The sequence below is a fragment of the Sandarakinorhabdus sp. genome (assembly GCF_041689835.1).
Classification (GTDB): domain Bacteria; phylum Pseudomonadota; class Alphaproteobacteria; order Sphingomonadales; family Sphingomonadaceae; genus Sandarakinorhabdus.
Map to the genome: position 1 here is coordinate 1 of NZ_JBDNFM010000041.1, position 13686 is coordinate 13686.

Consider the following 13686-nt stretch of genomic DNA (forward strand, 5'->3'; position numbering starts at 1 on the left):
AATCGGCCGGGCCCTTGCGGCTCACCTGCAGTGCATCCACTTCACCAAAATCGCGGCGCAGCTTGGGTGCGGCCTTGCGCGCGGCCTTTTCCATGACGGTGATCAGCGAGCTATGGGTGACCATGGCAAAATCCTTGCAGCCGGCGCGGATGCACGGGCGGCGATGGGGGAACAGAAATGCGAAAGAGCGAGGCGCGACTTAGCGGATGCAGACGGTGGGGGCAAGGTGAGGGTGTTACCAGCCCAGCACCTCTCCGAACGATGCCACCCCTGCCCCCGGCCCGCCTTCGTGATCCCACACGGCGCGCACCACCGCGATGAAATCCGCCCCGGCGGCCACCAGCGGCGCGGCATTGTAGGCAAAAATGCCGCCGATAGCGACGCACGGCACCTGGCTCAGCGTGGTCCACCAGCCCAGGATGTCGGGGGTGGGCCGGTAATGGCTGGGCTTGGTGGTGGTTTCGTAAAACGCGCCGAACGCGACGTAATCGGCGCCCGCTTCGCCGGCTTCCATCGCCAGATGCCGGCTGTCGTGGCAGGTGCGGCCAATCTGCGCCTCGCGCCCCAGCAGCGCACGGGCTTCGGCAATCGAACCATCGCTCTGGCCCAGATGCACGCCGTCCGCGCCAGCCTGCTTGGCGAGATCGACGCGGTCGTTGAGGATGAAGGCAACGTCGGCAGCCTGGCACACGGGCAGCAACGCCGCGCAGGCGCGCAGCACTTCATCGTCGCCCACATCTTTCAACCGCAACTGAAACGCCGCCACCGGCCCGCCATCCAGCGCGGCTTTCAGGCTTTCGGCAAAGGCCGGGATTTCGATGCGCGGCGGCGAGACCACATAAAGCTGGCACGCCGGGCGCGATTCCTGCTGGAACCGAGTGGCGAAGTCAGTGGGCAGCGGGACGAGTTCGTCTTCGGTCATAACGGGGCTTTAGCCGGCCTCACGTCAAGGTGCCAGAGGGAGCGTCCCGCAAAAAACACGTCATGCTGGCGCAGGCCAGCATCCACCGTGCAGATTTGCGCGCATCCGGAGATGGATGCTGGCCTGCGCCAGCATGACACAAAAGCCAAGTACGGGTCCGCTTCAAGCTGCCCGCTCACGCCTTGCCCAGATAAATATCCACGATCTTGTCCAGCATCGCCAGCGCTTCGGCGCGCGGGCGCTGGAAGGTGTTGCGGCCGATGATGCTGCCGTTGCCGCCGCCGTCGCGGATGGCGGTGGCATCGCTGTACACAACATCGGCGCCCTTGGTGGCACCGCCCGAAAACACCACCAGCCGGCGGCCATTCAGGCATGATCTCACCACGTGGGCGACGCGGCTGGACTGGGCCGACCAATCGCTGCCTTCATACGCCTTCACCGCGTCCTTCTGCTCGATATGCGCGCTCGGCAGCTTCACCTTGATGATGTGCGCGCCCATCAGCGCCGCCATGTGCGCCGCATAGGCGCCAACATCCAGCGCCAGTTCGCCATCCTTGCTCAAGAGGCCGCCGCGCGGATAGCTCCAGAGCACGGTGGCGAGGCCGACCGATTTGGCCTCCGCCGCCAGTTCGCGAAATTCCTCCATCATGTCGAACACGTCGTCCGCGCCCGGATAGATGGTGAAACCGACGGCAGCGCAGCCCAGCCGCAGTGCATCGTCCACGCCGCCGGTGACGGCCTGGTTGATGCCGGTGGCCCAGCTGTTGCTGCTGTTGACCTTGAGGATGGTCGGGATCTGGCCGGCAAACGTATCGGCGCCGGCTTCGAGCATGCCCAGCGGCGCGGCATAGGCCGACAGGCCGGCATCGATGGCGAGCTGGAAATGATAATGCGGATCATAGGCTTCGGGGTTGGGCGCAAAGCTGCGCGCCGGGCCGTGTTCGAAACCCTGATCGACCGGCAGGATCACCATCTTGCCGGTGCCGCCCAGCCGGCCCTGCATCAGCAGCCGCGCGATGTTGGATTTGGTGCCGGGATTGTCGCTTTCGTAATTGGCGAGGATGGCCTTGATGGCCGGCGTGATCGACATGGCTTGGTTCCCTTTAATCCTGTTGAAGCGCCGCCACGCCCGGCAGTGCCTTGCCTTCCATCCATTCCAGAAAAGCGCCGCCAGCGGTGGAAATGAAACTGAAATCCTGAAGCACGCCGGCATGGGCCAGCGCCGCCACGGTATCGCCGCCGCCCGCCACCGTGATCAGCGTGCCGCCTTGCGTGAGCGCGGCCGCCGTGCGCGCCAGCGCCGTGGTGCCGGCATCGAAGGGCGGAATTTCAAACGCGCCCAGCGGCCCGTTCCACAAGGCGGTGGCGCAAGTTTTCAGCGCGTCGGCCAATGCCTCGACGGCGGCGGGGCCGATATCCAGCACCATTTCATCGGCGTGGATATCGTGGATATTGGCGATGCGGCTGGGGGCGTGGGCCTTGAATTCGGTGGCCACCACCACGTCGTACGGCAGGTGGATCGTGCAGCCGGCCGCTTGCGCGCGTGCCATGATATCCAGCGCTGTCGCCGTCAAATCATGCTCGCACAATGATTTGCCGACATCGATGCCGCGCGCCGCCAAAAACGTGTTGGCCATGCCGCCGCCGATCATCAGATGATCGACCTTTTCAACGAGGTGCAACAGCACGTCGATTTTGCTTGATACCTTGGCGCCGCCAACAATCGCCGCCACCGGGCGCTTGGGTTGGCCAAGCGCGGCTTCAAGCGCCTTCAATTCGGCTGCCATCGTGCGGCCAGCGAACGCAGGCAGCAGATGCGCCAGGCCTTCGGTGCTGGCGTGGGCGCGGTGAGCGGCTGAAAACGCGTCGTTCACATAAAAATCGCCCAGTTTTGCCAGTTGGGCAGCAAAAACCGGATCGTTGGCTTCTTCGCCCGCATGGAAACGCGTGTTTTCCAGCACGGCAATGCCGCCCGCGGGCAAGGCAGCCAGCGCCGCAGCTGCCGCATCGCCCACGCAATCATCAATGAAGGCAACCGGCCGGCCAAGCACAGCGCAAAGCGCGGCGGCTACCGGCTTCAGGCTGTTTTCCGTGTCCGGCCCCTCGGGCCGGCCGAAATGCGAGAGCACCGCCACGCGGGCGCCGGCATCGGCCAGCGCCGCGATGGTGGGCATCGCCGCACGCAGGCGGTTGTCGTCACTGACCGCACCATCGGCCATCGGCACATTCAGATCGGCCCTGACCAGCACGGTCTTGCCGGCCAGCGCCGGCATGTCATCGATGGTGCGAAAGCCGGCCATGTGTTTACAGGAACTTGCCCATCGCCACTGCCGTATCGGCCATGCGATTGGAAAAGCCCCATTCATTGTCATACCAGGTGAGCACGCGCACCATGTTGCCGCCGATCACTGCGGTTTCCAGGCTGTCGACCGTCGATGACGCCGGGCTGTGGTTGAAATCGATCGACACCAAAGGTTCAACGGTGAAATCGAGCACGCCCTTGAGCTCGCCATTGGCGGCAGCCTCAAGCACGGCGTTGACTTCATCCTTCGTGGTGGCGCGGCCCGATTCGAAGGTCAGATCGACCACCGAAACATTCGGCGTCGGCACGCGGATGGCCGAACCATCCAGCTTGCCCTTCAGTTGGGGCAGCACCTCGCCCACGGCGCGGGCAGCGCCGGTGGTGGTGGGGATCATCGACAGGCCAGCAGCGCGGGCGCGGCGCGGATCGTCGTGAAGCTGATCGAGGATCTTCTGATCGTTGGTATAGGCGTGGATCGTGGTCATCAGGCCCTTCACGATACCAAATTCACGGTCCAGCACCATGGCTACGGGGGCCAGGCAGTTGGTGGTGCACGACGCGTTGGACACGATGTTGTGGTCCGCCGTCAGCTTGTCGTGGTTGACGCCATAAACCACGGTCAGATCGACGTTCTTGCCGGGTGCAGAAATCAGCACTTTCTTCGCGCCCGCCGTGATGTGGGCGCCGGCCTTGGCGGCATCAGTGAAAAAGCCCGTGCATTCCATGGCGATATCGACGCCCATGGCGGCGTGCGGCAGCTTGGCCGGATCACGCTCGGCGGTCACCGCGATGCGCTGGCCGTTGACGACAATGGCATCGCCGTCGACGCTTACGGTGCCGGGGAAGGCGCCGTGCACGCTATCGCGCGCCAGCAGGCGGGCGTTGGCCTGAGCGCTGGCGAGATCGTTGATCGCCACCACCACGATATCGGTGCGCCCGGATTCCACGATCGCGCGCAGCACGTTGCGGCCGATGCGCCCAAAGCCGTTTATTGCAACTTTCACAGCCATATCACTTGTCCTTCATCATGCGTCGCGGCCCAGTGTTCGTTCAACCGAGCCGCGCCTTAACGCGCGCGGCGATGGCCGTCGCGGTCAATCCATATTCGGCATACAGCCGATCCGCCGGCGCCGATGCACCAAAATGATCGATGCCGATGGTGAGCCCGTCACTGCCCACCCAACGCTCCCAGCCCATTGTCACGCCGGCTTCGACTGAAACCTTCAGCACACCCTGAGGCAAAACGTCGGCACGGTAATCCGGTTCCTGCGCCGCAAACGCTTCCCAGCACGGCATCGATACCACGTCGCAGCCAATGCCATCCGCTTCCAGCGCAGCAGCTGCCCCGGCAGCAATATGCACTTCCGAACCGGTAGCGACCAGCACCACGGCGCGCGGCGCGGTGGCAGCGATCAGACGATAGGCACCGCGGGCGCTGCGATTGTCGGCCACGTCGCCGCGCAGCGGCGGCAAATTCTGCCGCGACAGGGCCAGCACGGATGGACGCTTTTCGTCGTTCAACGCACAGGCCCAGGCTTCCGCCGTCTCGATGGCGTCGGCCGGACGCCAAACCGCCAGATTGGGAATGGCACGCAAGCTGGCCAGATGCTCGATCGGCTGGTGGGTGGGGCCATCCTCGCCCAGGCCGATGCTGTCGTGGGTGAGCACATGCACAACGCGGATCTGCTGGATTGCCGCCATGCGGATGGCATTGCGCATGTAATCCGAAAACACCAGAAACGTGCCGCCAAAGGGAATGATGCCGCCGTGCAGCGCCATGCCGTTCATCGCGGCAGCCATGCCGAATTCGCGGATGCCATAGTGAATATAACGGCCGCTGTAATCGGCGGCGCTGAACAATTTCTGGCCCTTGGCCTTGGTGTTGTTGGAACCCGTCAGATCCGCCGAGCCGCCCAGCATTTCGGGCAGCGCCGGCACCAGCGCATCCAGTGCCATTTCGCTGGACTTGCGGGTGGCGACCTTGGGCGGCGTGGCCACCAGGCTGGCCAGATAGGCCGGCATCGGATCGGCGGCCGGTAGGCGGCCTTCCATGCGGCGGGTGAATTCGGCGGCATGCGGGTTGGCAGCAAGTCGCGCTTCCCACTCGCCGCGTGCAGCCGCGCCGCGCGCACCCTGCGCTTCCCACCACGCCTTGATATCGGCCGGAATTTCGAACGGACCATGCGCCCAGCCCAGCGCTGCCTTGGCGCCCTCGATCTCCGCAGGCCCCAGCGGGCTGCCGTGGCTGCCGCTGGTGCCGGCCTTGGTTGGCGCGCCCTTGCCGATGGTGGTTCGCGCGGCAATCAGGCTCGGGCGCGGATCGGCCTTGGCAGCGCTGAGCGCGGCATCGATGCTGCCAAAATCATGCCCGTCGCAGGCCACGACATGCCAGCCGGCAGCAACAAAGCGCGCGGCCATGTCTTCGGAGCTCGACAGGCTCACCGGGCCGTCGATGCTGATCTTGTTGTCGTCCCAGATCACGTTGAGGCGGCCCAGCTTCAGGTGCCCGGCCAGCGAAATCGCTTCCTGCGAAATGCCTTCCATCAGGCAGCCGTCGCCGGCGATCACCCAGGTGTGGTGATCGACCAGCGCATCACCAAACACGCCGTTCAGATGCCGTTCGGCAATTCCCATGCCCACGGCCATGGCCAGGCCCTGCCCCAGCGGGCCGGTGGTGCATTCAATACCGGGCAGTTCGGTATTCTCCGGGTGGCCTGCGCACGGGCTGTGCCACTGGCGAAAACGCTTGATGTCGTCCAGCGTGGGCTGGGCATAGCCGGTGAGGTGCAGCAGCGCATACACCAGCATCGATCCATGCCCGGCCGACAGCACAAACCGGTCCCGGTCCGGCCAGCGCGGGGCGGACGCATCATATTTCAGGTGATTGGCAAACAGCACGGTGGCGACATCGGCCATGCCCATCGGCATGCCGGGATGGCCGCTGTTGGCAGCTTCCACCGCATCCATGGCGAGCGCCCTGATGGCGTTGGCGTAGCGCGAAAGATCGGTCATCATGGCCGTTCCTGTTTACCATGGCGCGCAAGCAAAATGCTGGCGCGAGCGGGAGCGATTCCCGGTGGTGAGAGTATATTGGGGGCGGCTTTGGCCCACGCTGCGCGCGCGCGTCAACCTTCCTGTTGGCGTTCACTCTGATTGCGCCACGCTGCCTGCTTGACCCGGGCTGATATCCCGTCTTATAAATAGCCTGCAAGCCATTGAGCTCGCGGGGGAGCGGCGCAATTTCGGAATTGATGAGCCTGTTCGTGCGACTTGAAACGGCCCTGGCCGCGATCGAGACGCGCCGTAGCGCCGAAGCCGCCACCGCTGCGGACGACCACGCCCGGCTGCTCCGGATTGAAGCCGCCGCAGCCGAAGCCGTTGGCGCGCTTGACCAGCTGATCGGGCAGGAGTGAAGCGATGGGCCTGGCGTTGCTCAGCATTTCGGGTCGAAACTATCGCATTAGTTGCCGCGACGGCGATGAAGACCGGATCGCGCGCCTTGGCGATGATATCGCCGCCCGAGCCGAACGCATCACCGGATCGCTGGGCACCCTGCCCGAAGGCCAGTTGCTGGTGATGACCGCGCTGATGCTGGCCGATGAACTTTCCGACGCCCGCGCGGGCATTGCACCTGCTGCCGCGCCGCCGCCGGTGGTGGACATTACCCGCCTTGCCCGCATCGTCGAACGGCTGGAGCACCTCGCCAGCGCCTGAAAGCGCGTTTGCGCAACACATCTCCTTGAGCTTTCGAATGCGGCACCCTATATTCACAATTGGCGGGTACTGCCCGGTACGAGCAAGCAAGCATCCCTGAGGCGATAATCTTCCTATCGGGGGCTGGCACTGGGCGGATCCTGGTCTGCCACAACTGGCTCCCACCTGACGTTACTGGCGTCAGAGGATCTTCAAGGCCAACGGCCCACGGTGGTCCCGCCACACCACCCTTCGAACGAAGGTTCGGATTGTCCGTGAACAAGATCGATCTGCGCCGCCACTATCGCGCTGTCCGCAAGGCGTACGTGGCTGGATTGACGGCCGAGCAGCGCGTGCAGCTGCAACGGCAACTGGCCTCCACCGCCGCGCCGGCGCTGGCTGATGTGGCCATGATGGCAAGCTATGCAGCCGTGGGTGATGAAATCGATCCGGCCTGTATTGATGACGCCAGCGATGTGCTGGCCTTTCCGTGTGTTACCGGTCCGGATATCCTGTTTCACGGGGCAGAGCGGCATAGTTTGCGCCCCGGATACCAACTCATCCCTGAGCCGCCGACCGATGCCGCGATTGTTGGACCCAATGTGCTGCTGGTGCCGCTGCTGGCCGTCACGCTGGCCGGGGTGCGGCTGGGCCAGGGCCGCGGCTATTATGATCGGGCGTTGGCGGCACTGCGGTCCAAACAACCAGTGCTGGCAATCGGCATCGCCTGGGACTGCCAGATCGCCCCGGCCCTGCCCACCGACGCCTGGGACATGCCGCTGGACATGATCGCGACACCTTCGCGTCTGGTGGACTGCCGAAAATGGCGATAAAGCCGCCAATCATGGATCTTGCCCCGCACCGCATTCCCCCTGAGCCAAGCTGGCGCAAGCCGGTAGGCATGTTTGGGTTGATCGCCTATATCGCCGTTTATGCCCTGATCGTGTCGGTGCTGTCCGATCACCTGGCGGGCTTGCCGCGCTGGCTTGAAACCGTTGCCTATCTGGTGGCCGGCATTGCCTGGGTGGCGCCGCTGAAGCCGTTGTTCCTGTGGATGAACACCGGCCGCTGGAGGCAGAAATGAGCATGACGCCGCCCGAAGCCTGCCAGACCCCCGAAGCCTGCCAGAACATGGCGCAGGTGCGTGCCGGCGTGGATGTGCTGGACGTGGAACTGGTCGCGCTGCTCGCCCGGCGTTTTTTCTATATGGATGCCGCCGCCCGCATCAAGCCAGACCGCAGCGATGTGCGCGATGAAGCCCGCAAGGCCCAGGTGATCGCCAATGCCAGCGCCGCCGCTGCCGCCGCCGGCCTGCCGCCGGGCTTGGCCGAAACCCTGTGGGAAGCATTGGTCGAAGCCTCCATTGCCCACGAATTGGCTCGCTGGGAATCGCTGCACGCGCAGGTTGCCTGATGCTGGCCTACGAACCTGCCGTTCGTCTCGCCGCCTTTGCCGGCATGCTGGCAGCGATGCTGTTGTGGGAAACGCTGGCCCCGCGCCGCGCGCCCGCTGCTGGCAACGGCGTGCGGCGTTTGAACAATCTGGCGATGGTCGCGGTGAGCACGCTAGTTGTACGCCTGCTGTTCCCGGTGCTGGCGGTGGGTTTCGCCGCCGATATGGCGCAGCGCGGCATCGGCTTGTTCAACGCCATTGCCGTGCCCGATTGGCTGGCCGTGCTGCTGGCCATCATGCTGCTCGATCTGGCCATTTACGGCCAGCACCGCTTGTTCCACCGTGTGCCGTGGTTTTGGCGGCTGCACCGGGTGCATCACGCCGATCCCGCCTTCGACACGACCACCGCGCTGCGCTTCCATCCGCTCGAAATCATGCTGTCGATGGTGATCAAGCTGGCGGTTGTGGCGCTGCTGGGCGCACCGCCGCTGGCCGTGCTGGTGTTCGAGGTGATCCTGAATGCCACCGCCATGTTCAATCACGGCAATGTGAGCCTGCCGCCGCGCCTTGAACAGCCGCTGCGCTGGCTGCTGGTGACACCCGATCTGCACCGCGTGCACCACAGCGTGCACGGCGATGAGATGAACCGCAATTTCGGCTTCAACCTGTCGGTATGGGATCGCCTGTTCGGCTCGTTCGCCGGCCAGCCGCGCGATGGCCATATTGCCATGCAGATCGGCCTGCACGATTTCCGCGAGCCGCGCGCGCAATGGCTCGACCGGCTGCTGCTGCAACCGTTCCGGCAAAGACGGAGCTGATCGGATTTCCACAGCGTTTCGCGGTTGTTAGTGCCATCTTCTCAAGGAAAATGGCGCGAGTGACGGGGCTCGAACCCGCGACCTTCGGCGTGACAGGCCGACGCTCTAACCAACTGAGCTACACCCGCGTGCGCTGTGGAGCCGCGCTGATATGGAGGCGGCGCTGTGCTGTCAAGCAGAGTTTGCCCTGCCAATCGCGCAGACGCTGCGGCCGATGTTGTGGCCGATGTTGAAGACAGGGCGAAATCGGCTAGGGATGGCCAATGGACACGCCTGCCCCCATCCCCGATCCCGCCCGCCCCGTCGCGCGCTTGCTGAACCTGTTGCAACTGGAGGAAGTGGAAACCGATCTGTTTCGCGGCCAGTCCACCGACGAAGGCTGGATACGCGTTTATGGCGGCCAAGTGGTGGCGCAGGCGCTGATGGCGGCCAGCCTCACGGTGGAAACTGCCAATGGCCAGCAACGCCTGTGCCACAGCCTGCACAGCTATTTCATCCGGCCCGGCGACCCCAAACTGCCGATCGTCTACAAGGTTGAACGCGACCGCGACGGCGCCAGCTTCAGCACCCGCCGCGTCGTGGCCATCCAGAAAGGCCGGCCGATTTTCAACATGGCGGCCAGTTTCCATCTGCCCGAGCAGGGGCTTGAGCACGCGGTCACTGCGCCAGCGGACGTGCCGCACCCCGAGACGCTGGAAAGCGATTCGGACTGGGCGCGCCGCAATGCGCCCCACGCGCCCGAACCGTGGCGCACCATCTGGCTCAGCCGCGAACGCCCACTGGATTTGCGCGCCGTGGAAAGCGACGATTTCTTCAATCCACAGAAACGCGCCCCGCAGCAGCGCCACTGGGTGCGGCTGGCCAGCGCCCTCACTGCCGAACAAGCCGCCGATCCAGTGCTGCAACGCTGCCTGTTTGCCTATGCCAGCGACATGACCCTGCTCGATACCTGCCTGGCGCCGCACGGCATCAGCTGGGCCAATCCGGCGCTGCAATCGGCCAGCCTCGATCATGCCATCTGGTTCAACGACACGCCCGACATGAACCAGTGGCATCTGTTCGATCAGGATTCACCGATGTCGGGCGGCGGGCGGGGCATCAACCGCGCCACCGTGCATGATATCGGTGGGCGGCCCATCGCGTGCCTGATGCAGGAAGGGCTGATCCGCTATCGGCCATGAACCAGCCCCGCCCCACCCTTTCCCACCGGCTGAAAAAGCCGCCCTATCATTCGGCGCTGGGGCCGGGGCTGGTGACGGGCGCGGCCGATGACGATCCGTCGGGCATCGCCACTTATTCGCAGGCCGGCGCCAGTTACGGCTTTGCCTTGCTGTGGACAGTGGTGCTGGCCTGGCCGTTCCTGACCGCGTTTCAATTCACTTGCGCCGAAATCGCCCGCGTCACCGGCAAGGGGCTGGCCGCCAATCTCGCCGCCCACCTGCCGCGCGCTGCGGTGTGGGCGGTGGTGCTGATGTTGCTGGGCGCCAACATCTCCAACATCGCTGCCGACATCGCGGCCATGGGCGAGGCGGCGCGGCTGGTCACCGGCCTGCCGCGGCTGCCGTTGATGGTGAGCTTTGCGGCACTGTCGTTGGGGCTCCAGATTTTCGTGCCCTATCACCGCTATGTCAGTTTGCTGAAATGGCTCACGTGCACGCTGTTTTCCTATGTGCTGGTGGTGCTGGCAGTGGGCGTGGAATGGGCCAGCGTGCTCGGCGGGCTATGGCCCAGCCTGCCGGCCGGCAGCGCCACCACGGTGGTTGCCATATTGGGCACCACGATCAGCCCCTATCTGTTTTTCTGGCAAAGCGCGCAGGAGCTGGAAGAAATGAAACTCGAACATGCCCGCCCCCTGCTCCAGCAGCCGCGCGGCGCTGGCCGTGAACTGATGCGGCTGGTGAAGGACAGCGCCGGCGGTTTTCTGGTGACGATGGTGATTTCGCTGTGCATCATCGCCGCCACTGCCGCGACCCTGCACCAAGCTGGCAGTGGCGGCACCACCATTGCCACCGCCGCCGATGCGGCCGCCGCGCTGCGGCCCATCGCCGGCGATTTTGCTTTTGCGCTGTTTGCGATCGGGATTATCGGCACCGGCCTGCTGGCGGTGCCGGTGCTGGCGGGTTCGGCCGCTTATGCCCTTTCCGAAGTGATGGGCTGGCGCGCCGGGCTCGAACTGAAACCGCGTGAGGCGATGGGGTTTTACGGCGTGATTTTTGTGGCCATCGCCGCAGCCCTGGCGCTCGACATGATCGGCATCGATCCCATGAAGGCCTTGTTCTGGACGGCGGTGGTCAACGGGCTGGTGGCGGTGCCGGTGATGCTGGCAATCATGCTGCTGGCCAGCCGCCGCGCCGTGATGGGCAAGTTCAAGGCGCGCGGCGCGCAGGCGGTGCTGGGCTGGGGCGCCGTGTTGCTGATGCTGGCCGCCAGCCTCGGGATGGTGCTGGCCTGATCAAAGCCGCCGCGCGGCGATCACTTTGGCCCAAAGTTGGCTGCTGCCAGATTGGCGTGGATAGTGCGTTCCAGATCCTCCACTTCGGCCATGAGGCGATTGTGGCTCCGTGCAGCTTCGGCGTGCGCCGCGCGCAATGCACCTTGGCGATCGCGCGCGGCACGGTCATGGCCACTTTTGGCGATCCGCCGCTCGTGATCGCGCAGTTCGCTGCCGTGCTGATCAAAACTGGTATCGTGACGGCGCAATGCGGCCGATACGGCCTCCAGCCGGCGCGCGGCGGCCATGTGCTGGCTGTTCCAGCGGGCGTGGTCATCAATCCAGCTGTGATGTTCTGTCGCCGCCCGCGGGTCGGTCGGCAGCGCAGCAGCAACGGCAAGAAAAAGCGGAACGGCAATGATGAGCATGAGGCCTCGCAGGCGGCAAAAAGAAGGTTGCATTAATGTAATGTTCCAGCCGTAAACCGCAAGGGCCCGCGCGCAGGCTTGCCACCCGGCAGCCAGCGCTTATTCTGCTCCGCAACATCGGCACGGAGAATCCCATGGTAAATCTCACCCGCCCCGACGGCACCATCGCTGAAGACCTGGCGCTGTCGCGCCGCACCGTTCTGATCGCGGCCGGCTATGCCGCGTTCGATGTGGGCGCCAATGCCCAGCCGATTGCCACGCCCGCCGATGGGCTGGTGACGGGCTGGGAAACCCTGCCCGGCGGCCTGCCGGCGTTCGTTGCGCGCCCGGCTGGCGCCAAAGGTTCTGGGGGCAAACACCCCGCCGTGATCGTGGTGAACGAAATTTTCGGCGTGCATGAATGGATCAAGGATGTGTGCCGGCGCTTTGCCAAGGCCGGCTATGTCGCGATTGCGCCCGAGTTCTTCTTCCGCGGCGATCCGGACAAGACGCTGACCAAGCTGACGGATTATGCCGCCATTCGCGTGATCGTCGCCAGGGCCGGCAACGAACAGGTGATGGGCGATGTGAAGACCACGCTCGATTGGCTGGGCGGCCAAGGCTTTGTGAACAAGAAAAAGCTCGCCATCACTGGTTTCTGTTGGGGCGGGGCTGTCACCTGGATGGCTGCGGCGCGTTTCCCTGAACTCAAGGCCGGCGGCGCCTGGTATGGCCGCCTCAAGGGCGATCCCGGCACCGAAGGGCGCAAGTGGCCTCTGGAAATCGCTGCTGATCTCAAGGCACCCGTGCTCGGCCTCTACGGCGCACTCGACAAGGGCATCCCGGTTGCCGACGTGCAGGAAATGCAGGCCAGGCTGAAAGGCAGCAAGAGTAGCATCATGCTCTACCCGGATGCCGATCACGGCTTCCTCGCCGATTATCGCCCCAGCTTCAACGCGGCGGCCGGCAAGGACGCATGGGAACGATTGCTGAAGCATTTCAAGGCGAACGGGGTGTAATCAACACGCCACGTCGCCCCGCACTTGATGCGGGGCTTGGCTTTCAGCCCTCAAACCCCACGAACCGCGCTGCTTCGTCCACGCTCTTGCGATCCGACACCACGGCGTTGGCCGGGAAGCTTTCGTCCGGCCAGCCAATCGCGATGGCTTTCATGATCACCTGATCGTCCGCGATGCCGGCATGTTCGCGGACCACGGGCGATTGCATGATGCCCTGGCTGTTGATCACCGCGCCCAGTCCGCGCGACCACGCGGCGTTGACCAGCGCGGTCGAAACCGCACCGCAATCGAACGGCGTGTCGTCGCTGCCGGCCAGCCCACGATCATAGGTGATGATCACGCACACCGGCGCATCAAACTGGCGAAAGCCGCGCAGAACCCAGTCCATGCGTGCGGGCGCGTCGTCGCGGGCGATGCCCATGGCGCTGAAAAGCTGCTTGGCCACGCCGATCTGGCGTTCGCGGTGGACGCCTTCAAATGCCGTGCCGGTGCGGAATTCGCGGCTGTGCGGCACGCCGGCGATGTTGCGTTCGGTGTTGCCAGCGCGGATACGGTCCAGCGGTTCACCCGTCACCACGGTGAAATTCCACGGCTGCGTGTTCATCGACGACGGCGCGCGCATCGCCAGCCCAAGGATTTCCTTCATCAGCGCCATCGGCACCGGATCGGGCTTGAAACCGCGAATGGAGCGGCGGCCCAGCA

16 protein-coding genes, 1 tRNA gene and 1 pseudogene are annotated in these 13686 nt (G+C 64.8%); 9 read left to right on the forward strand and 9 right to left on the reverse strand.

Going from position 1 to position 13686, the window contains the following annotated elements:
* From ACESL8_RS01915 to tkt, 6 genes and pseudogenes are all read right to left on the reverse strand, one after another.
* Positions 1-124: pseudogene (locus ACESL8_RS01915) on the reverse strand (inositol monophosphatase); the annotation flags it as partial.
* Positions 125-235: 111 nt separating this feature from the next.
* Complete coding sequence (gene thiE, locus ACESL8_RS01920) at positions 236-922, reverse strand: thiamine phosphate synthase (protein ID WP_372915341.1); 687 nt, start codon at positions 920-922, stop codon at positions 236-238.
* A 175-nt stretch (positions 923-1097) separates the two neighbouring features.
* A complete protein-coding gene (locus ACESL8_RS01925) occupies positions 1098-2012 on the reverse strand; it encodes a class I fructose-bisphosphate aldolase (RefSeq protein WP_372915343.1) in 915 nt (304 codons plus the stop codon).
* 13 nt (positions 2013-2025) lie between these two features.
* The gene (gene pgk, locus ACESL8_RS01930) at positions 2026-3222 is read right to left on the reverse strand and encodes a phosphoglycerate kinase (RefSeq protein ID WP_372915346.1); all 1197 of its coding nucleotides are present in this window, start codon (positions 3220-3222) and stop codon (positions 2026-2028) included.
* Between the two features lie 4 nt (positions 3223-3226).
* Positions 3227-4234, reverse strand: a complete 1008-nt coding sequence (gene gap, locus ACESL8_RS01935; protein WP_372915349.1) for a type I glyceraldehyde-3-phosphate dehydrogenase — start codon at positions 4232-4234, stop codon at positions 3227-3229.
* Between the two features lie 40 nt (positions 4235-4274).
* Positions 4275-6236: a transketolase gene (tkt, locus tag ACESL8_RS01940; protein ID WP_372915391.1), complete on the reverse strand. Its 1962-nt coding sequence runs from the start codon at positions 6234-6236 to the stop codon at positions 4275-4277.
* A gap of 239 nt (positions 6237-6475) precedes the next feature.
* Here tkt and ACESL8_RS01945 point away from each other — a divergent pair, with 239 nt between their 5' ends.
* From ACESL8_RS01945 to ACESL8_RS01970, 6 genes are all read left to right on the forward strand, one after another.
* Positions 6476-6637 carry a hypothetical protein gene (locus tag ACESL8_RS01945; RefSeq protein ID WP_372915352.1) on the forward strand — a complete coding sequence of 54 codons (162 nt, stop codon included), beginning with the start codon at positions 6476-6478 and terminating at the stop codon, positions 6635-6637.
* A gap of 4 nt (positions 6638-6641) precedes the next feature.
* Complete coding sequence (locus ACESL8_RS01950; RefSeq protein ID WP_372915356.1) at positions 6642-6938, forward strand: cell division protein ZapA; 297 nt, start codon at positions 6642-6644, stop codon at positions 6936-6938.
* Positions 6939-7192: 254 nt separating this feature from the next.
* Positions 7193-7750, forward strand: a complete 558-nt coding sequence (locus ACESL8_RS01955; protein WP_372915359.1) for a 5-formyltetrahydrofolate cyclo-ligase — start codon at positions 7193-7195, stop codon at positions 7748-7750.
* Between the two features lie 11 nt (positions 7751-7761).
* Positions 7762-8001, forward strand: coding sequence for a DUF2842 domain-containing protein (locus ACESL8_RS01960; RefSeq protein WP_372915361.1), 240 nt, complete (start codon positions 7762-7764; stop codon positions 7999-8001).
* Positions 7998-8330 (forward strand): chorismate mutase, encoded by a 333-nt coding sequence (locus ACESL8_RS01965; protein WP_372915365.1) that lies wholly within the window; start codon positions 7998-8000, stop codon positions 8328-8330. The genes ACESL8_RS01960 and ACESL8_RS01965 overlap by 4 nt, the downstream gene beginning before the upstream one ends.
* Positions 8330-9127, forward strand: a complete 798-nt coding sequence (locus ACESL8_RS01970) for a sterol desaturase family protein (protein WP_372915369.1) — start codon at positions 8330-8332, stop codon at positions 9125-9127. Before ACESL8_RS01965 ends, ACESL8_RS01970 begins: the two co-directional genes overlap by 1 nt.
* Before the next feature lie 51 nt (positions 9128-9178).
* Here ACESL8_RS01970 and ACESL8_RS01975 read toward each other — a convergent pair.
* Positions 9179-9255: transfer RNA gene (locus ACESL8_RS01975), tRNA-Asp, on the reverse strand.
* Between the two features lie 135 nt (positions 9256-9390).
* On the opposite strand from ACESL8_RS01975, the gene ACESL8_RS01980 reads away from it, so the two are divergent.
* Both ACESL8_RS01980 and ACESL8_RS01985 read left to right on the forward strand, forming a co-directional pair.
* Positions 9391-10308: an acyl-CoA thioesterase gene (locus tag ACESL8_RS01980; protein WP_372915373.1), complete on the forward strand. Its 918-nt coding sequence runs from the start codon at positions 9391-9393 to the stop codon at positions 10306-10308.
* Positions 10305-11579: an NRAMP family divalent metal transporter gene (locus ACESL8_RS01985; RefSeq protein WP_372915378.1), complete on the forward strand. Its 1275-nt coding sequence runs from the start codon at positions 10305-10307 to the stop codon at positions 11577-11579. The genes ACESL8_RS01980 and ACESL8_RS01985 overlap by 4 nt, the downstream gene beginning before the upstream one ends.
* Positions 11580-11599: 20 nt before the next feature.
* Here ACESL8_RS01985 and ACESL8_RS01990 read toward each other — a convergent pair whose 3' ends face one another.
* Positions 11600-11986, reverse strand: a complete 387-nt coding sequence (locus tag ACESL8_RS01990) for a hypothetical protein (RefSeq protein WP_372915382.1) — start codon at positions 11984-11986, stop codon at positions 11600-11602.
* A 134-nt stretch (positions 11987-12120) separates the two neighbouring features.
* Between ACESL8_RS01990 and ACESL8_RS01995 the strand changes: the two genes are divergently transcribed.
* Positions 12121-12984: a dienelactone hydrolase family protein gene (locus tag ACESL8_RS01995; protein ID WP_372915385.1), complete on the forward strand. Its 864-nt coding sequence runs from the start codon at positions 12121-12123 to the stop codon at positions 12982-12984.
* A 43-nt stretch (positions 12985-13027) separates the two neighbouring features.
* Here the strand turns inward: ACESL8_RS01995 and ACESL8_RS02000 are convergent, their stop codons facing one another.
* Positions 13028-13684 (reverse strand): nitroreductase, encoded by a 657-nt coding sequence (locus ACESL8_RS02000; RefSeq protein WP_372915389.1) that lies wholly within the window; start codon positions 13682-13684, stop codon positions 13028-13030.
* Positions 13685-13686: the final 2 nt, after the last annotated feature.